15 protein-coding genes are annotated in these 19210 nt (G+C 44.8%); 2 read left to right on the forward strand and 13 right to left on the reverse strand.

Annotated features, from left to right (window positions below; genetic code table 11):
• Window positions 1-138: 138 nt before the first annotated feature.
• The 8 genes from QL919_RS05010 to QL919_RS05045 form a co-directional block, all read right to left on the reverse strand.
• The gene (locus QL919_RS05010) at window positions 139-1749 is read right to left on the reverse strand and encodes a carboxyl transferase domain-containing protein (RefSeq protein WP_290188478.1); all 1611 of its coding nucleotides are present in this window, start codon (window positions 1747-1749) and stop codon (window positions 139-141) included.
• A gap of 144 nt (window positions 1750-1893) precedes the next feature.
• A complete protein-coding gene (locus QL919_RS05015) occupies window positions 1894-3648 on the reverse strand; it encodes an AMP-binding protein (RefSeq protein WP_290188479.1) in 1755 nt (584 codons plus the stop codon).
• Between the two features lie 280 nt (window positions 3649-3928).
• Window positions 3929-5716: an AMP-binding protein gene (locus QL919_RS05020; protein ID WP_290188480.1), complete on the reverse strand. Its 1788-nt coding sequence runs from the start codon at window positions 5714-5716 to the stop codon at window positions 3929-3931.
• Window positions 5717-6025: 309 nt separating this feature from the next.
• Complete coding sequence (locus tag QL919_RS05025) at window positions 6026-7258, reverse strand: FAD-dependent oxidoreductase (protein WP_290188481.1); 1233 nt, start codon at window positions 7256-7258, stop codon at window positions 6026-6028.
• 249 nt (window positions 7259-7507) lie between these two features.
• Window positions 7508-8239 (reverse strand): amino acid ABC transporter ATP-binding protein, encoded by a 732-nt coding sequence (locus QL919_RS05030; RefSeq protein ID WP_290188518.1) that lies wholly within the window; start codon window positions 8237-8239, stop codon window positions 7508-7510.
• A gap of 192 nt (window positions 8240-8431) precedes the next feature.
• Window positions 8432-9103 (reverse strand): ABC transporter permease subunit, encoded by a 672-nt coding sequence (locus tag QL919_RS05035; protein ID WP_290188482.1) that lies wholly within the window; start codon window positions 9101-9103, stop codon window positions 8432-8434.
• Window positions 9100-9846, reverse strand: coding sequence for an amino acid ABC transporter permease (locus tag QL919_RS05040; RefSeq protein WP_290188483.1), 747 nt, complete (start codon window positions 9844-9846; stop codon window positions 9100-9102). Before QL919_RS05040 ends, QL919_RS05035 begins: the two co-directional genes overlap by 4 nt.
• 95 nt (window positions 9847-9941) lie before the next feature.
• Complete coding sequence (locus QL919_RS05045) at window positions 9942-10937, reverse strand: glutamate/aspartate ABC transporter substrate-binding protein (RefSeq protein WP_290188484.1); 996 nt, start codon at window positions 10935-10937, stop codon at window positions 9942-9944.
• 434 nt (window positions 10938-11371) lie between these two features.
• Here QL919_RS05045 and QL919_RS05050 point away from each other — a divergent pair, with 434 nt between their 5' ends.
• The gene (locus tag QL919_RS05050) at window positions 11372-12349 is read left to right on the forward strand and encodes an Hsp33 family molecular chaperone HslO (protein WP_290188485.1); all 978 of its coding nucleotides are present in this window, start codon (window positions 11372-11374) and stop codon (window positions 12347-12349) included.
• A 118-nt stretch (window positions 12350-12467) separates the two neighbouring features.
• Here the strand turns inward: QL919_RS05050 and QL919_RS05055 are convergent, their stop codons facing one another.
• From QL919_RS05055 to QL919_RS05075, 5 genes are all read right to left on the reverse strand, one after another.
• A complete protein-coding gene (locus QL919_RS05055; RefSeq protein WP_290188486.1) occupies window positions 12468-13937 on the reverse strand; it encodes an alpha/beta fold hydrolase in 1470 nt (489 codons plus the stop codon).
• Between the two features lie 331 nt (window positions 13938-14268).
• Complete coding sequence (locus QL919_RS05060; RefSeq protein WP_290188487.1) at window positions 14269-14985, reverse strand: fumarylacetoacetate hydrolase family protein; 717 nt, start codon at window positions 14983-14985, stop codon at window positions 14269-14271.
• Window positions 14986-15123: 138 nt separating this feature from the next.
• Window positions 15124-15849, reverse strand: coding sequence for an ABC transporter permease (locus QL919_RS05065; protein WP_290188488.1), 726 nt, complete (start codon window positions 15847-15849; stop codon window positions 15124-15126).
• Between the two features lie 12 nt (window positions 15850-15861).
• Window positions 15862-16596: an ABC transporter permease gene (locus QL919_RS05070; protein ID WP_290188489.1), complete on the reverse strand. Its 735-nt coding sequence runs from the start codon at window positions 16594-16596 to the stop codon at window positions 15862-15864.
• Window positions 16597-16898: 302 nt separating this feature from the next.
• The gene (locus QL919_RS05075; protein ID WP_290188490.1) at window positions 16899-18206 is read right to left on the reverse strand and encodes a transposase; all 1308 of its coding nucleotides are present in this window, start codon (window positions 18204-18206) and stop codon (window positions 16899-16901) included.
• Window positions 18207-18298: 92 nt separating this feature from the next.
• Here QL919_RS05075 and QL919_RS05080 point away from each other — a divergent pair, with 92 nt between their 5' ends.
• A complete protein-coding gene (locus tag QL919_RS05080; RefSeq protein ID WP_290188491.1) occupies window positions 18299-19000 on the forward strand; it encodes an IS1 family transposase in 702 nt (233 codons plus the stop codon).
• Window positions 19001-19210 lie beyond the last annotated feature (210 nt).

A 19210-nucleotide genomic window follows, 5' to 3' on the forward strand; every position in this document is an offset into this window, starting at 1 on the left:
TGACTGGTAGAAATTTTCGCAGCCTCTGTCGGCGTAGGCACAGCACGCAAGAAAATTTTTTACCAATCGCGTCTGACCTTAGTAACCCAGTTTTCATTTTAAACTAAAGCATTCTCTCATCAAAAGTAGAATACCAGTCTACATTCTAAAGACACCATAAGTCGTCTCTTCAATCGGGGCGTTATAGGCAGCGCTCAATCCTAAGGCTAATACATTACGAGTATCGGCAGGGTCAATCACCCCGTCATCCCAGAGACGTGCCGTCGCATAGTATGGGTGACCTTGTTTCTCATACATGTCCAGAATAGGCGCTTTAAAAGCAGCCTCATCTTCCGCACTCCATTCTTCGCCTTTACGATCGAAATTATCACGCTTGACCGTTGCCAATACCGATGCTGCTTGCTCGCCGCCCATCACAGAGATACGGGCATTTGGCCACATCCATAAGAAGCGTGGACTATAAGCACGGCCACACATGCCGTAGTTACCGGCACCGAATGAACCACCGACAATGACGGTAAATTTCGGCACTTTGGCGTTGGCCACCGCCATCACCATCTTGGCGCCATGACGGGCAATCCCTTCGTTTTCATATTTACGCCCGACCATAAAGCCGGTGATGTTTTGCAGGAATATCAATGGAATTTTACGCTTACAGCATAGCTCAATGAAGTGCGTGCCTTTTTGCGCCGACTCACTAAACAAGATGCCGTTGTTGGCGATGATGCCGACTGGCATACCTTCAATATGCGCAAACCCACAAACCAGCGTGGTACCAAAGCGCGCTTTAAACTCATCAAAGGCACTGTCATCAACGATACGAGCGATGATTTCTTTGATATCAAAGGGTTTGCGCTTATCCGTTGGAATGACGCCGTATAGCTCTTTGGCATCATAGCGTGGTGGACGTGGTTTGATTTGATTTGGGATTTGCTTAGCAGGACGGTTTAGATGACTGACGATATTGCGCGCAATTGACAACGCGTGAGTGTCGTTCTGCGCCAAGTGATCGACCACCCCTGACAGACGGGTATGCACATCGCCGCCGCCCAAGTCTTCAGCGGTGACCTCTTCACCCGTTGCTGCTTTCACGAGTGGCGGACCACCTAAAAAGATAGTGCCTTGGTCTTTAACAATAATAGACTCATCACTCATCGCTGGTACGTATGCACCGCCCGCCGTACAGCTACCCATGACTACGGCAATCTGTGGAATGCCTGCAGCGCTCATATTCGCCTGATTAAAAAAGATACGTCCAAAGTGCTCTTTATCTGGGAACACGTCATCTTGGTTGGGTAAGTTTGCGCCGCCTGAATCCACCAAATATACACAAGGCAAATTATTTTCTTGAGCAATCTCTTGCGCCCGTAGGTGTTTTTTTACCGTCATTGGGTAATAAGTTCCGCCTTTTACCGTGGCATCATTACAGACAATCATACACTCAGTGCCGTTAATGCGACCGATACCAGCAATCACGCCAGCAGCGGGAATCTCTTCGCCATACATATCGTGCGCCGCCATCGGAGCCACTTCTAAAAATGGCGTACCCACATCAAGCAAACGCTCGACACGCTCACGAGGCAGCAGCTTGCCACGCGCTAGATGCTTAGCTCGCGCTCGCTCTGATCCGCCTTGAACGACTTTACGCAAGTGCACATATAGGTCATCGACTACCGCTTGCATGGCGGCACTGTTTTGCTGAAATTCAGCAGCGTTTGGACTCAGTTTACTGGTTATGATAGCGCTCATGATATCCCTTTTCTTTTATACGTAAATGCGAGTAGCTTTTTATGTTATGCGAGTTATTTTAACTGTTGTTTATTTTAAGCGTTACTCACATGATTAATCCGTGATTTTCAGGTCTGGTTATTTCATACCTGACAAGCAAGCTTACTATAAGCCCAGCTCTTCTTTCATTTGTTCGATAATTTTATACTTTTGAATTTTGCCAGTGATAGTCATCGGGTATTCGGTCACAAAGCGATAGTAGGTCGGCACTTTATAATGAGCGATATGCTCGCTACAGAACTGGCGCACTTCTTCTTCAGTCAGGCAGTCAGGCTCTTTAGGAATAATCCATGCGGCCAGTACTTCACCATAACGCTCATCTGGGATGCCAACGATTTGCACATCACGAATCTTTGGATGGCGATATAAATAGTTTTCAATCTCAACTGGATAAATATTTTCACCGCCACGAATGACCATGTCTTTACTACGACCAACGATTTTGACATAGCCATCTTCGTCCATGGTCGCCAAATCGCCGGTATGCATCCAGCCATCTTGGATGGCTTCGCGGGTTTTAAAGCGGCTGCCCCAATAGCCTTTCATCACTGAATAACCACGGGTCAGGAGCTCGCCAGTTTCACCTAATGGTACAATCTCGCCCGTTTCGGTATCGACGACTTTAACTTCAAGCGCAGGTTGTACCAAACCAACGGTCGATACTTGCTTCTCAAGCGGCGTATGCTCATTGGTCTGGCAGGAAACGGGACTGGTCTCAGTCATGCCATAAGCAATGGTAACCTCACTCATATGCATCTTATCAATGACACGGCGCATGACTTCAATCGGACAGCTAGAGCCGGCCATAATCCCAGTACGCAAGGTCGATAAATCAAAATTTTCAAATTCAGGATGGTCGAGCTCGGCGATAAACATCGTCGGTACGCCATGCAGACCCGTACATTTTTCTTCTTCGACGGCTTGCAGCACTGATAACGGCTCAAAGCCATCGTTCGGATAGACGATACAACCGCCATGCGTCAGAATCGCAAAGTTGCCGAGCACCATACCGAAGCAATGGTATAGCGGTACTGGAATACACAGTCTGTCTTCCTCAGTGAGATTCATGGCCTCACCGATAAAGTAGCCGTTATTTAAGATATTGCGATGGCTTAACGTCGCGCCTTTTGGCGTCCCTGTCGTGCCACTGGTAAATTGGACGTTAATAGCATCCGTGTTTTTAAGCTGGGCTTGACGCTCGGCAACCCGTAGATCGTTGGCATCGCCTTCCGCCATCCAAGCAGAGAACTTCTGCATAAAACCAAACGCTTCATCAGAGTCTGGCTCATCAATCCAAATAATGCGTTCAATGGTTGGAATCTCGACCAAATCAAGCTGAGTATAATCTTTATGGTAAATCTCAGGACACAGCTCACGGATGAGACCTGCATAGTCGCTGCTTTTGAAATGGCGCATGAGCACGAGTGCTGAGCAGCCGAGTTTATTTAACGCATATTGCAGCTCAAAGGTACGATAGGCAGGATTGATATTGACGAGGATAACGCCGACTTTCGCGGTCGCTAATTGCATCAAGAGCCATTCAGCATTGTTGTGCGACCAGATACCGATGCGATCACCAATCTCAAGTCCCATCTCAATCATACTACTAGCCAGCTGATTGACACGCTGTTGTAACTCACGATACGTCCAGCGGATATTTTGATGGCGCACGACCAGTGCTTCGCGCTCTGGGTATTTTGAGACAATCGCATCAAAGAAATCACCAATAGTCGCTTCAATCAGCGGCACATCAGGACCTTTATCATAGCTTTGGGTAAGTGGCGCATTTGCTGAGCGCGCGCCCATATTGATGCTAGGAATATTTTTTAGAATGGTATCAAAATCAGGATTTTTAGTCATAACGAGTCCTTTCGTTTTACTTTATACGGTGCTTATTAATAGCCTGTGGGTATAGCGTTCTTCCTTGAACAGGTCTTACATAGCATGCAGCTACTATAACGCCATCAATGAAAGGCTGTCAATAATAGTAATACATTATGTATCATTTAAAAATAACGACACAAGAGTAATGCCTCAATGGTGACTAATCAACGAGTCTTTTATACGACCTAAGTTAGAAAAGCCAACTTTATACCATAATAGTAAAAAGCTGGCTTTTCCAGTGATGAATAGTTTCAAATCATTCCAAGCCCAACTCCTCTATCATTTGCTCAACAATTTTATATTTTTGAATTTTACCAGTGACGGTCATTGGGTATTCATCAACGAAACGAAAGTAGGTCGGCACTTTATAATGAGCAATGTGATCACGACAAAATTGACGCACTTCTTCTTCGCTTAAGCTACCTTGCTCTTTTGGAATAATCCATGCCGCCAATACTTCACCATACTTTTTATCAGGAACACCAACGATTTGTACATCACGAATTTTTGGATGGCGATAAAGATAGTTTTCGACTTCTACTGGATAGATATTTTCGCCACCACGAATGATCATATCTTTACTACGCCCAACCACAGTGATATAGCCATCTTCGTCCATCGTTGCCAAATCACCCGTGTGCATCCAACCATCCTGAATGGCTTTTCGGGTTTTAAAACGGCTGCCCCAATAGCCTTTCATGACCGCGTAGCCGTATGTCAGTAATTCGCCTGTTTCTCCAATCGGGACGACATCACCCGTTTCGGTATCGACGATTTTGACCTCAAGCGCTGGCAGCACCATCCCTACTGTCGATACTCTCTTTTCAAGGGGCGTTTGCGAGCTGGTCTGACAAGAGGCTGGACTGGTCTCGGTCATGCCATAAGCAATCGTGACCTCGCTCATGTGCATCTTATCCATGACACGGCGCATGACCTCAATAGGACAGCTTGAGCCGCCCATAATACCGGTGCGCAGACTAGATAAATCAAAGCTATCAAATTCTGGATGATCGAGTTCCGCGATAAACATCGTTGGCACCCCAAGCAGAGCAGTACACTTTTCTTCTTCCACCGTTTGCAATACTGTCAACGGATCAAAACCATCATTGGGATACACCGCGCAACCACCGTGGGTCAAAATAGCTAAGTTGCCGCCCACCATGCCAAAACAGTGATAGAGTGGCAATGGGATACATAGCCTATCTTCTTCGGTGAGCCTCATTCCTTCGCCCATAAAATAGCCGTTATTTAGGATATTGCGATGCGTTAAGGTGGCGCCTTTCGGTGTGCCGGTCGTGCCACTGGTAAACTGCACACTAATAGCATCAGTGTTCTTAAGCAAGGCTTGGCGTTCCGCTACGCGAGGGTCGTTTGCATCTCCCTCTGCCATCCACGTAGAGAACTTCTGCATAAAATTAAAGTCCTCATCGCTTTCTGGTTCATCAATCCAAATAATGCGCTCAATGGTAGGAATTTCGACCAAATCAAGCTGATTATAGCTTTTATGATAAATTTCAGGACATAGCTCACGAATCATTTGCGTATAATCACTGGTTTTAAAGTGACGCATCAATACCAATGCCGAGCAGCCCAGTTTATTCAGCGCATATTGCAGCTCAAAGGTACGATAGGCAGGATTGATATTGACTAAGATGACGCCGATTTTTGCTGTCGCTAATTGCATCAGCAGCCATTCCGCATTGTTATGCGACCAGATAGCGATACGATCCCCTATCTCAAGCCCCATCTCAATCATGGCACTGGCCAGTTGATTGACTTTTTCCTGTAGCTCGCGATACGTCCAGCGGATATTTTGATGGCGAGAAACCAAGGCTTCACGCTCAGGATATTTATTAACAATAGCATCGAAAAAGTCACCGATGGTCGCTTCAATCAGCGGCATATCAAGTCCTTTATCATGGCTTTGGGTGAGTGGCGCATTCGCTGAGCGCGCGCCTATATTGACTTTGGGAACATTACTTAGAATACTGTCATTAAGAGTATTCTCATTGAGAATATTGTCGAAATCGGTGTGCTGAGTCATAACGAATCCTTTCGTTTTGCTGTTAGTTTTATTATTTTATTGCCCTATGTGCATGTAATGCGCTGCTAAGGTAAATATTTTTCCTTGAATACTCTTTATCGCTATATTTATAGCTTTCTAGTTACCTCCTAACCAATATAGCGCCTAAAAGAAAAGACTGTCAATCATAACTGATACAGCACGTATCGATTATGATTGATACAACGTATTATCAAGTCGATAACTAATGCAAAAAATGCGATAGCCATAAAAAAAGCCAGTGCTGCATTAGGTTTGCAGCACTGGCTATGGTGTAGAGATTTTTAATAGTTACCCTTTAGGCATGACAGGCGCTTTAATAGTGACTGTCGCACTGACCACATCGTTATCATCTAGCAAATCCATGATTAACTCGTCATCCGTTTCAGTCTTTACCTGCCAATTGCCAGTAGCTTGCGGAACCCCAGTGACCATCACAGAGATGGCTTTATTTTTCAGACGAATCATCGGCGGTTTATGCTCATAGCCGTCATGTTCATGCCCCAAAATATCATCCGCAATGGTGGCAGCTTGCGCACGCAGTGGCGCAACATAACGACAGGCAACCCCATTAATAGACATGCAATCACCAATGGCGTAAATACTAGAAGTATTAGTACGCAGTGTTGTCGCATCAACCACGATACCGGTACGTCGATTGAATTCAACGCCAGCAGCAGCAGGCAATTTATCATCAACCGTCAGCCCAGTACTGGCAATGACATGGTCAACGATTAATGGTTCGAGAGACTGAGCAATATTACTATCAGCACCTGATGCGACTGACTCATAGCTGACTTGCAGCTTGCCATCACTATTACGTATGACGTCAGACACTTGGTAGCCGCCTAAAAAGTCAATCCCTTGTGATTTGACCGCTTGAGCAATACGTGCCGTCGCTTTTGACGGTAGCATTTGTGAAAGCGGTGCATCATTCAAATCAATCAGCGTTACTTCATGACCAGCCTTCAGCAAATCCTCTGCGATTTCTGTCCCAACCATGCCAGCTCCAACAATGGCAACATGCTGACGACCGCTTGCCAACTTCTCTTGCAGTTGACCAAAGCGCTCAATATGATTGACATGCCAGACCAAATCTTCCGGCAAGCTTTGTGGAAAGATAGGATGAGCACCCATTGCCAGTACCAGCTTGTCATAGCTGATAGTGGCGTAATTGGTATAAACGGGGTCCGATCGCAGCGCAGAGACAAGTTGTAGCTGCTGAGTGCTAGCGTCAATATCAGTGACCTGCGTATTAGCCAGCAAGTTAACATTCGCAGCTTCTGCCGCCTTACTACCCGTAGCTCTCACCAAGTCTGATGCGCTTTTGTTTTGGCTAATTGCCATCGTTAGCATGGGTTTATGATAACGATCGCCACTATCAGCAGTAATCAAGGTAATTGGCATGTCTTTATCTTTCGCGCGAATCGCATCGATGACATGCCAGCCTGCCAGCCCCGCTCCAATAATCACGATACCATGAGAGGATGCTTCAGGCACTACAGATTGATTTTCCACACTCATATTAGCTCCACTGTCGTTTACGATTGCTTTTGATTTTTAGCCGATTAACTGCCATTGTATCAGTAAACAGCCATTCACTCACCTATTCTGCCATACAGCTCACAATGTAATTACTCATATCAATATCATGGTTGACCGTATAAATCGACTAGGGTTTATGGAATAGTCAAATGTGCTACTGGCACAAAAAAGCGCCTATAAATAGACGCTTCTCATCATGTAAATCTAAAGATTTTTCTAATAACATCGTTAGTGATTGAGAATTTTAGATAAGAACATCTGCGCGCGCTCACTTTTCGCCCCTTCAAAAAATTCATCTTTACTACAGTTTTCGACAATATGACCTTCATCCATAAAGATAATCCGGTTGGCGACCTGACTGGCAAAACCCATTTCATGGGTCACACACATCATGGTCATACCATCACGAGTCAGCTCCACCATCACATCGAGTACCTCTTGAATCATCTCAGGGTCAAGTGCGGAAGTTGGCTCATCAAATAGCATCGCTACTGGATCCATCGCCAGCGCACGGGCAATCGCTACACGCTGCTGCTGACCACCAGACAGTTCTGCTGGATACTTCGCCGCTTGTACTGTCAGTCCGACACGATCCAAATACGCCATGGCTTTTTGTTTGGCCTCGCTTTCTTTACGGCCTAGCACCTTGATTTGCGCAACGGTTAGGTTATCAATAATCGTTAGATGCGGAAACAGTTCAAAATGCTGAAACACCATACCGACACGACTACGCAGCTTAGGTAAGTTGGTCTTAGGTGCACCAACTGAGATACCATTGACCATGATTTCACCTTTTTGAAAAGGCTCAAGCCCATTAACCGTCTTAATTAACGTTGATTTACCGCTACCCGATGGTCCACAGACGACGACGACATCACCTTTGTGCACATGCGCAGTACAATCAGTCAGCACTTGAAAGTCGCCATACCATTTACTGACGTTAGACATTTCAATGACCATCTCATCACTAGCATGACCATTGTTGGTGACCAGTCCGCCAAAGACATTTACGAATGTATCAGTATTGCTCATCATCGGCTCCTAACCACATTGTTTTTTGATAATTGTCATGAATCATTGTTGTTAATAGTTAATATTAGTAGCTACTATTAAATAAAACACTGAAAACTAAAAAAGCTATCTCAGCGTGTGTTAAAACCTTAAGCGCTTTTGTAATTGCTGCACGCCAACAGAGGCACTTAAACTGATGACAAAATAAACAGCACCAGCCCCTAAAATATAAGGCGTCAGCAGTCCCATCAGCTCACCGCGTACGTAGGCTGCACGGAAAAAGTCTGTCAGACCAATCGCAAATACCAGTGTGGTATCTTGGAATAAAATAATACACTGCTGCAAAATAAGCGGCAGCATCTTGCGAAAGGCTTGTGGCAAGATGACCAAACGCATGGTTTGCCCATAAGTCATGCCCAATGCTTTTGCTGCATTGACCTGACCGCTACCGATAGACTGAATACCTGCACGCACCACTTCTGAGAAGTAAGCAGCCTCAAACATCATAAAAGCCACCACACAGGAGGCAAAGGCTGCATCAAGTTGCAAGTACTTACCTGCTACCCAAAAATAAATCATCGGTACGGCAAAATAAAACCACAACAGCACTAATAGCAAAGGTACCGAGCGGAAGTAATTGACGTAGAGCTTTGCCGGTATCTCAAGCATCTTAATACCAGACAACCGCATCAAGGCAAGTACTGTGCCTAAGCTGATACCACCCAAAATGGCCAAAAACAATACTTTTAACGTGGTAATCATCCCGCCCATGAGGCCGGGATAGGCGGTTGCTAACTCGGTCATCATGTTCATTTCTGACCTCCTGCAATCAGCCCAGGCACACGTAGTTTGCGCTCGATCAATCCCATAATAGCAATCAAGGACAGATTGAATACCAAGTAGATGACCGTCGCATAGGTATAAATCTCGATACTGTTTTGCGTATATTCACTAATGGTCTTGGTTTGGCTGATCAGCTCCATTACCCCGACTAAGGAAGCGACAGAGGCATTTTTGAAGCAGTTGGTCAGCTCAGAGCTGAGCGGCGGTAAGATAATACGAAAGGCTTGCGGTAGCAGCACTTCTTTATAGACTTGCGGAATACTAAAACCTAGCGCATAAGCGGCATTGACCTGCCCTTCTGGCAATGACTCAATGCCAGTACGCACCTGCTCAACGATACGAGCCGCAGTGAATAACCCCAAGCCGATACTCGCAGAGAGCATGGCTGAGGTATTGGGAGACAAGTCCTTATACCACCACTCTTGTATCGTGGGCGTGAGCCAACCAGGCGCGATATAAAACCAAAAGAACAGCTGAACGAGCAAAGGAATATTACGAAAAAATGTCACATAAGCCGTACCGATGGCACGAGCTGTTTTATTGGGTAAGGTACGCATGATACCAAAGATGGTGCCAACGACCATGGCGATGGCCCAAGCAATACTACCAATCAATAGCAGCCAGCCAAGACCGGTAATCATCCAATGGATATAAAGCTCGTTACCGATACCAGTCTGCTCAAAGAGCACACCCCAGTTCCAGCTATAATTCATGGTTGTCTCTCCGAGCAGCGATTGAGAAACTCACGCGTCAGATTGACATCACTATCAGTCTGAACGCGTAAGCAAGCTATGTTGAAGGACAATGATTACTGTGCAGTCGCCACTTTTGGTTGAGCACTGTCATGCGGACTGGCAATCAATGCTTTTAAGTTGTCAGACATCTCAAAGTTTAGATTGACGTTCTTTGGTGGAATTGGATTTAAGAACCATTTGTCATAGATACTATTAATCTCACCTGAGCTGAAGACATTGGCCAAGGCTTCATCAACTACTGCTTTGAACTCAGGGTCGTCTTTACGCATCATACAGCCATAAATTTCAAACGATTGCGGTGTACCAACGATGACCCATTCATCAGGATTTTTTGCTTTGGCTTTTTCGCCAGCGAGCAGCACGTCATCCATCATAAAGGCATCAGCACGACCATTCTCTAGCATTAAAAAGCCTTCGCCGTGGTCTTTTGCAGAGATAATGTTGGTATCCATCTGATTGTCATCATTATACTGACGAATATAACGCTCTGAAGTTGTACCTGCGGTCGTCACAAGCGTCTTACCTTTGAGGTCTTCAAAATCTTGGATACCGGAATCATTTTTGGTCAATAGACGTGTGCCGATTTCAAAGAAGCCATTTGAGAATGCCACTTGCTTTTGACGCTCTTCGTTGTTGGTGGTTGAACCACACTCAAAATCCACTGTGCCATTTTGTACCAATGGAATACGAGTTTGTGAAGTGATTAGGTTATAGCGCACGTTGAGGTCTGGCATGTTGAGCTTTTGCTTGACCGCTTCGACGACTTTCATCTCTAAATCATGCGCATAGCCAATCGGCTGATTTGGGTCATCAGCGATATAAGAAAACGGAATAGAGGAGTCACGGTGACCAACCACAATGGTGCCAGAGTCTTTGATTTTTTGTAGCGTGCCATTAGTGCTTGCTGCGGCTTCTGTGGTGGTCGCGTCATCTGTTGCTGCCGCATCAGTGGTCGTTTGACTGCTGTTATTACACCCTGCTAGACCAAGCGCCATAAAAGCAGCCAGAGTCAAGGGTTTGGAGAAAAACTGAGAAGATAGATAGCTCATGAGATACATCCTTTTATCACATTATCATAAGATTAGATGAGTGCTTGGACGACATAGGTCTTATTAACTAGCCTTAATGACGCGCATCCATGCGGTTGTTGCTATTGTTTGTCACAATGCAACGTAATGTTACTGTACAACAAAATCGATGCTCATGGTGAACTATTTTTAATAGAATCAGTATTTATGAATATATGAACTTTCTACCTTTATATAAGTCGCTTGTCATTACCGTACCACCCTATCTGTATGCAGTGCCTCAACGACTATTTTGCCGACTGCCTACTTGTCATATCTTTGAGCCTTTTATTTAAAATAAGCTGAGTTATCTAGAGAATATTTTGGGCAAACGGTAAAACAGCATCGCAAAGGTGATTGATAAATTGGCAGCAATCCCCATAAAGCTAACAACTTCTTAATACTACAAATGACTTATGACACAAGATACTCAAGTCCCAAATACGGGCAGCCAAACCACTGGTCATCATAGCGATAATGACGTACGCCAACGCTTCTTTATCGAAGATTCGCCTGTACGTGGTGACGTTGTGCGCCTATCACGCAGCTACGCGAGCACCATTGCCCAAAAGCCTTACCCTGAAGCCATCAAACGCTTATTGGGTGAGATGCTAACCGCCGCAAGCTTGCTTATCGGTACGGTCAAAATCAATGGTCGCTTATCTATTCAATTGCAGTCATCAGACAGTGACAGCTTGCTCAATTGGGCGATGGCAGAATGCGACCAAGACGGCATCATTCGCGCGCTCGCTAGTTGGAAAGCAGAAACCGATGAGCAACTACATGCTTGGGAAAATATGACGACTGCCAAAGAAGCTTTTGCTGAATTGGGCGCGATGGGTCAAGGCGTGTTGTTTATCAACATTCAGCCTGATGGCGGTGAGCCATACCAAGGTATCGTTGAGCGTAGCCATGACAACTTGGCTGACTGCTTGGCGCACTATCAAAAACAATCGGCGCAAATTCCAACGCTGATTAACTTGGCATCTGATGGCTTGCAAGCAGGGGGTATTTTGGTACAAATGCTACCTCGTACTGCTGAAGAAACTTATGAAGTGGAGCAAAACGAAGACGCGGGCATCGATGATGACTTGTGGACCCGTTTAAGTGTATTAACTCGTACGGTAAAAGCAGAAGAGTTGACCACGCTTGATGCCAACGAGATTCTCTATCGCTTGTATCATGAAGAAAACGTCGTCGCCCCTGATCCTGTACCACTGTCGTTTGGTTGCACCTGTTCACGCGAGAAGTGTGAAATGGCCATTGAACAAATTGGCGAGACAGAAGCGTTAGATATCGTTGAAGAGCAAGGCGGTAGCTTTGAGATGAATTGCGGATTCTGCGGTGAGGTCTACAAATTCAATAAGGACGATATAGCAGCCATATTCGCCTAATCGTTTTTATTACTATACATCAGTTATTGTAAAACCCCTCAAGTGTGATGCTTGAGGGGTTTTGATTTTTATTACCTTAGGCTTATACTATATATAATAGGAATCATTTCAAAAACTCTTAATCTGCCAATTCATAATCTTTTGGATAAGAGTAAATACGATCATCAAGTGCATACTTCGCTTCATGCGCATCCCCTTGCCTGTTGGCTAACAACCAAGTGATGATTTGCTGGTGCACCCTATCATTATAGATTAGGTTCATATGGTTGACGCCATAAAAAATCGCCTTATGACCTTCTGGTACGTTCAGCGTATGCTCTTCGGTATATTCACCGAGTGCTGACTCTACTGACACCAGCCCATCACCGAGTAAGCTTGTGGTCTTAGATTTATAATGAACCTCAATCAACGCCGCTGCAACCAGATAGGTATTCACATGCAAAGGTAAGCGCGTCGGGTGACGGAACTCTGCGGGCAGTACGCTGCGTCCTTCGGCAGACTTCCAGTCCGCATCACGAATGCTGCCATAGCGTAAATCAATAATGCCAGCGCTACGCAAGTCACCCAGTTTTGCCAGTGAACCGGCGAAAGGTAACTTAGCGATTTTGTCTTGAACAAAACTGCCAATCTGCTCCAAGCTTGCGCCATGGTGCGGAGAGCCTAAAGTGATCAGATTACCCACCCGTTTGACCCAGTTAAAGCCTTGCTCTTTGCCATAAAATAACGCACTACGGCTGACTAGGCCGCCCATACTATGACCAATCAAGTCAAGCTGGGTGATGTCCGGATTCCTATCGACCAAATTTTGCAAGACTTTGGCGAAGCTACGCCCGTTGCTAGAGATACGTCGACCGGTATTATAGTTCAAATATAAAACCGTTGATGCTGGCAGATTGCTGCTCAGCGTTTCAGCCAAATCCCCTTCTTCAGATACTTGCCAACTCAAGTGACTCAAACACAGGCCATGGCATAGAACAATCACACGCCCCGACAATGCCTCACTTTGCACACGATTGTATTTGTCATATAACACCATTGACACTGCTAAGGGATTATTATGGGTTATCAGATGATCACCCATGACGCCATTTAAAAGATTCACCACACGGCGTAAATTTTTCGGTAACGGCTGTAACTTTTTGGGTTTTAAAATATTATTATAAAGACGCAGCCCTGAGGCAAGATTGTTGCCGACCAATTGCATGGCTTGACGTACCGTGCCATAGATTCTCCCTGTAATGCCGCGCTGCCACTGGTCAAGATTGCCTTGATTGAACCGCCCTAAAGGACGAAGCAAAATCTCACGGTGGATGGCTTCTACAATATCAGTGACTTCAACCACGCCCATCGTTGCCAGCTGAGCCAAGCCTTCAAAGAAATCAACTAAGGAGATAGGCTTATGCGGTTTGGTATAACCATCATCTACACTTTCTGCGGCGAAATCATCCACATAAATATATTCAAGTTTCGCCAGCTCTTCATAGACATCACCCTGAAAACCCTCGTCAGCATCCACCACCATTTCAGGTGGACGGCGAGTGGTGGCAAAAAAATCATGAATGCTTTCTAGTGGTCTTGGAGTGAGCATAATTTCGATACATCAAGCGATTAAGGAGGTTTTACATACTAGCCTGTAAATGCCATAAACAGAAGACAATGATTTAACTATCAAGTATCTTTATTGTTAGATCGGTTACAAGAACATCAACATACCAGTTTTACTCAGTATTTTGATTATGTTTTTTTGACCAGTTTATCAGCAGCAACACACCATAAGTGTGATAAACACTTGTAAAAAAACCCCGAACCGTATTCGAGGTTTTGATAGTGATTGGGTTTGGACAGTTATAAGCGCTTAACAACTATCAACGCTTTAACTATTAATAGCAACCTGATAATAGCAATCTGACATTTTATGGCTATTGTACTTGCGCCTGCCACTCATGTTCGCCTAATTTGAGTTTTAGCTGATCACCGGCATGCAGTACACCGACACCGCTTGGCGTTCCTGTCATGATTACATCACCTGCCTGTAGGCTAAAAGCATGACTGATATTGACCAGCAATTCATAAACGGGGAATAGCATCAAGGCCGTATCACCGTCTTGCTTGAGCGCATCATTGATGTAAAGCTGATACGCAACATCACTGAAGTCGCCAAATGCTTGTGGGTCTAGCCAGTCAGCAAGCACACAAGCGCCATCGAAGCACTTAGCACGCTCCCACGGATGACCTTTTTCTTTTAGCTCAGACTGCAAGTCACGCAAGGTCAAATCTAACCCTAGCGTCACACCGCCGATCGCTTGTTGTACCTCTTCTATCGTCGCCGCTGATAAATCCGCTGAAAGCTGAACACATAGCTCAGTCTCATAGTGTGTTTCGCCTACCATCTCTGGATTTGGACGGATGACGCCTTGACCAATAGAGACCACCGAAGAGGCAGGCTTCATAAACAACATAGGCGCTGTTGGCACCTCATTACCCAATTCGTGAGCATGGGCAACATAGTTACGACCCACACAAACCACTTTGCCAATAGGCGCACGCAAGCGTTGATTGGCATTTACCGCGCTGTCATCATCACTGACATTCGCAGCAACGACATTCACTAACGACATAGGTGGCGATTGGCTCATACTTGGCTCTCATAGCAGATAATTGGTTTTGGTAAAAAATACTGCAGCATTTATAGCTTTATTAACTCATGCTTTCTTAACGGATAGTTTCTTTAACAGTACCGCCTTAACAACGACTCTATTAGTCATAACGACGATTTATGGAATCGTATTGGTCATCACGTCTGGTGGTACGTAACTGGCATGACGGTTCATTCTTTTTTCAAACAGTCTAAAGCTAAATAAGATGACCCATGACAATAACAGATAGACGATACCTGCGGCAAAGAACAGCTCCATCAGAGTATAAGTGCGAGCACTAATCGTACGAGCAACACCTGTGATATCCATCAAGGCAATGGTCGATGCCAGCGCACTGCCCTTTAGCATAAAGATGACTTCGTTACTGTAAGCTGGAATCACGATACCAAAGGCGCGTGGCAAAGTAACACGGGTAAGCTTTTGCCATTTTGACATACCAAGCGCATCGGCAGCTTCAAGCTCACCAACGGGAATGGTCTGAATCGCACCGCGAATAATCTCTGCCAAATACGCACTGGTATTCAGCGTAAAGGCAATGATGGCACACCAGTAGGCTTGGCTAAGGACTGGCTCCCATAAGAACGACTCACGTACCGCTTCAAACTGCCCAAGACCATAATAGATTAGGAATATCTGTACCAATAGCGGCGTGCCACGGAAAAAGAAAATATACAAAAATGGGAGTATCTGTACCATCCAGTTTTTGGACAGCCTTAGTAATGCTAGTATCAAACCAAAAAACAGCCCGATAATACCTGACACGATGACCAGCTGTACGGTCAATACCGCGCCGCCTAGTAAATCAGGGATATGGTCAAAAATGACCTGCCAATTCCAATCCATAGTATCTCTCCTCTATCCTATGGTCGATTGACGTTGAGTTGACTGACGGCTCAGCTTTTTGGCATAGCGTGCCGCCGGATTGGCGCGCCACTCAAGCCACATCATAAAGCCTGTAATCAACATGGTCAGACCCAAATAAATAATCGCTGCGGCCATATAAAAGGTAAACGGCTGCTGTGTCGACTGCGCGGCTCGGGAGGACTGATACATAATGTCTTTGAGACCGACGACCGAGACCAATGCTGTGTCTTTTAGCAGTACCAAAAACAGATTGCCCAGTCCTGGCAATGCTATCTGCCATACTTGCGGCAACGTAATGCGATAAAATATCTGAAAAGGACGCATGCCAATCGCTTGGGCAGCTTCTTTTTGCCCTACCGGAATTTCTTGAATGGACATACGAAAAATTTCGGTCGCATAAGCACCAAAAGCAATCGATAGCGCCATCACCCCGCCCCAAAAAGCACTAATCTCGACATAGTCGTTATAGCCGAACTTTTTGAGGATGCTCATCAGCAGTATAGAACCGCCATAATAGATAAACAGTACCAATAGCAGCTCAGGTATGCCGCGCATCGTTGCCGTATAGACAGTCGCAAGCTTACGCAGCAGCCAGACATTGGACATCTTTGCGGTGGCACCAAGCAAGCCCAAAGCCATACCAATGACCAAGCTGGTTAAAGCAAGCTGTATCGTGACGGTAGCGCCGCTTAATAGAAGCGCGCCAAATCCTTGTAAATCAAACACAATTATCCACTCAGTCTCTTTATATTAGCAATTTGCAAAATATGAGTTAAAAGAATCAGCATCAATAGCTGAGCGCTGCTGATAATCGTATGATAGACCAAACAGATATCGGTCTTTTGCGTCATAGAGTGACGTGATATAAATACGATTATGGCGGCGGTAATTGACACAGTAGAAATGAGCGCTGATTTTATCATATTCGCTCGCCGCTATGTTAATACTGACGCGTAAAAGCCGCGCCTAATTGACATACTCCCCCATTTTCGACAAGCTCAAATGTGGGATTCTAAAAGCATAAGCTCTTAAGCGACTTTCTCACGACCGTCGCAAGTTTTCTGTTTCATCGGGCGACCTTTACCGCATCCTCCCTCCACAGACAAAACGGCATGTCCTGCCGATAAAATATTTTTAGCTGCATTAACATCTGCGTTCGCACTATAACTGCATTTGACACACTCAAACTTTGCTTGAGTGCGTCTATTCTCTTTCGCAACATGCTTGCAGTTAAAGCAGGTTTGACTGGTGTAGCGTGGGTTTACTTTAATAAGTAAGCCGCCTTGCCAGTGCTGCTTGTACTCAAGCATATCAATCATCATGCCCCACCCTTGATCTAATATAGATTTGTTTAATGCTGACTTGGCTTTGACATGACGACCTTTTTTCTCCATCGTCCCGCTGGCTGATGTCGACATATTGGCGACTTTTAAATCTTCACAAGCAATCATGGCGTGGTTTTTGCTGATTGTGCTGGTGATTTTATGCAAGTGGTCATGGCGAATATTGGCGATGTGATGGTGTAATTTTTGAATCTTGCTTTTCTGCTTTTTCCAGTTTTGACTGAATAAGACCTTTCTGCTCAATTGGCGCTGCAACTTGGCAAGTTTGACCTGGTTGGCTTTAAAGCTGTTTTTTGGTTGGATAGTTTGACCGTCTGAGGTGGCAATGAGTTTGGTGATACCTAAATCAATGCCGATGGCGCTTTTAGAGGGATGAGTCGGGTTTTGTTCCAGCTCACGCTCAGTACCAAACGACACGTACCAGTGCCCTGATTTCTTGCTAATGGTGACGTTTTTAATCGTGCCAACAACCTCTTGCGATTTTCTGAACTTTACAAAGCCCACGCCATTGGGTAGTTTGACGCGGTTGCCTTCAATACGGCAATATCTCTCAAACTGAACCAAGCGCATGGAGTCGCGGCCATCGGATTTGCGCTTGAAGCGTGGCATTAGTGGACGAAGTTGAATCTCTGTGCCATCGTTTAGCTTAAAGAATTTGGGCTTTTTAGGTTTCTTTTTATTTTCTTTGAGCTTAGCATGAACTTTAGGGTCGAAAAATCGTGACCAAGCAGAGGCGAGATCACGTATTTTCTGCTGTAAAGACACGGCATTGGCATGGGTTTTTAAGAAGTCAAAATCAGGATTATTCTTTAGATCCATGATTTTATTAACTAAGTTGGTGGCATTAATAAATTCATTTTTGGCAAACATCTCAAATGAGATCGCTAGCATTTGATTCCAAACAAAACGTGCAGAGCCGACAAGATTATTTAGAATAATCTGTTGCTCTGCATTAGGCTCAAGCCTAAATTTATACGCTTTGTTGATTTTCATAACACCCATTCATTTTACGGTGGTGTATCAGAAAGTATGCTGGAGTAATAAAGGGAGGGTGACAGTCAAAGCAAGATGATATATTTGAGGTTATGAAGACACAAATACAGATCAATTGCCCCGACTGTCACAGTCCCAGTTTTTCGATACATGGCATAAAAAGCTATGGCAAGCAGAACTACCAATGCAAGGACTGCAAACGCCAATTTATTGGCGATCATGCGGTAACCTATAACGGCTGTCACTCTAGAATAGAAGATCTCATACGACTGATGACTGTCCGAGGTTGTGGTGTTAGAGACACAGCCGTTATAGCCAAGGTTAGCATTGGTAAAGTACTTGGCACCATAGGCTCATCTGTTTATAAGATCGCGCCTAAGAAGCGATATTATGAACGCTTAGAGGTTGATGAGTTCTGGACTTACGTGTATCGCAAGAAGCGTAAAGTCTGGCTCATCTACGCTTATGACCGTGCTACTAATGAGATTGTCGCTTATGTCTGGGGCAAACGTGACCTAAAAACGGCTAAGAAGTTAAGAGCACGTTTAAAGCAGCTTACAGTCAGCTATGGCTCTATCAGTATGGACAACTGGGACAGTTTTATAACCGCCTTTAAAAGTGATAACAAACGAATTGGCAAACAGCATACGATAGGGATTGAAGGCAATAACTGCCGTCTTAGACACCGATTGCGTCGGGCGGTTAGAAAGACTTGTTGCTTCTCAAAAAAGCTTGATAATCACTTTAAAGTATTCGATCTGGTGTTCTTTTATGTCAATTATGGCTACGTCTGATGCCAGCATACTTTTTAGAACACCACCCATTTTACTTGTTTTCATATAAGTTCTAAAATTTAGTATAGCTTGTTTTGGTAGATAATTTGTATGAATATATAATTACGACTAGGCGAAATTCAGACAATAAAAAGGACACCACCATGATGGTGATGCCCTTGTCATTATTTGCATAACGCTAAGTATAACAACAAATTTTAGAAATTATTC

Source organism: Psychrobacter sp. APC 3426, assembly GCF_030408035.1.
In the GTDB taxonomy this organism is placed as follows: domain Bacteria; phylum Pseudomonadota; class Gammaproteobacteria; order Pseudomonadales; family Moraxellaceae; genus Psychrobacter.

Bases quoted from the DNA above. Each gene is read 5' to 3' on its own strand.
- QL919_RS05015 (WP_290188479.1), bottom strand. From the start codon at position 3,648: ATGACTAAAAATCCTGATTTTGATACCATTCTAAAAAATATTCCTAGC.
- QL919_RS05065 (WP_290188488.1), bottom strand. From the start codon at position 15,849: ATGGATTGGAATTGGCAGGTCATTTTTGACCATATCCCTGATTTACTA.
- QL919_RS05080 (WP_290188491.1), top strand. From the start codon at position 18,299: ATGAAGACACAAATACAGATCAATTGCCCCGACTGTCACAGTCCCAGT.
- QL919_RS05025 (WP_290188481.1), bottom strand. From the start codon at position 7,258: ATGAGTGTGGAAAATCAATCTGTAGTGCCTGAAGCATCCTCTCATGGT.
- QL919_RS05060 (WP_290188487.1), bottom strand. From the start codon at position 14,985: ATGAGCCAATCGCCACCTATGTCGTTAGTGAATGTCGTTGCTGCGAAT.
- QL919_RS05010 (WP_290188478.1), bottom strand. From the start codon at position 1,749: ATGAGCGCTATCATAACCAGTAAACTGAGTCCAAACGCTGCTGAATTT.
- QL919_RS05040 (WP_290188483.1), bottom strand. From the start codon at position 9,846: ATGAATTATAGCTGGAACTGGGGTGTGCTCTTTGAGCAGACTGGTATC.
- QL919_RS05020 (WP_290188480.1), bottom strand. From the start codon at position 5,716: ATGACTCAGCACACCGATTTCGACAATATTCTCAATGAGAATACTCTT.
- QL919_RS05045 (WP_290188484.1), bottom strand. From the start codon at position 10,937: ATGAGCTATCTATCTTCTCAGTTTTTCTCCAAACCCTTGACTCTGGCT.
- QL919_RS05035 (WP_290188482.1), bottom strand. From the start codon at position 9,103: ATGAACATGATGACCGAGTTAGCAACCGCCTATCCCGGCCTCATGGGC.
- QL919_RS05030 (WP_290188518.1), bottom strand. From the start codon at position 8,239: ATGGTCATTGAAATGTCTAACGTCAGTAAATGGTATGGCGACTTTCAA.
- QL919_RS05075 (WP_290188490.1), bottom strand. From the start codon at position 18,206: ATGAAAATCAACAAAGCGTATAAATTTAGGCTTGAGCCTAATGCAGAG.
- QL919_RS05055 (WP_290188486.1), bottom strand. From the start codon at position 13,937: ATGCTCACTCCAAGACCACTAGAAAGCATTCATGATTTTTTTGCCACC.
- QL919_RS05050 (WP_290188485.1), top strand. From the start codon at position 11,372: ATGACACAAGATACTCAAGTCCCAAATACGGGCAGCCAAACCACTGGT.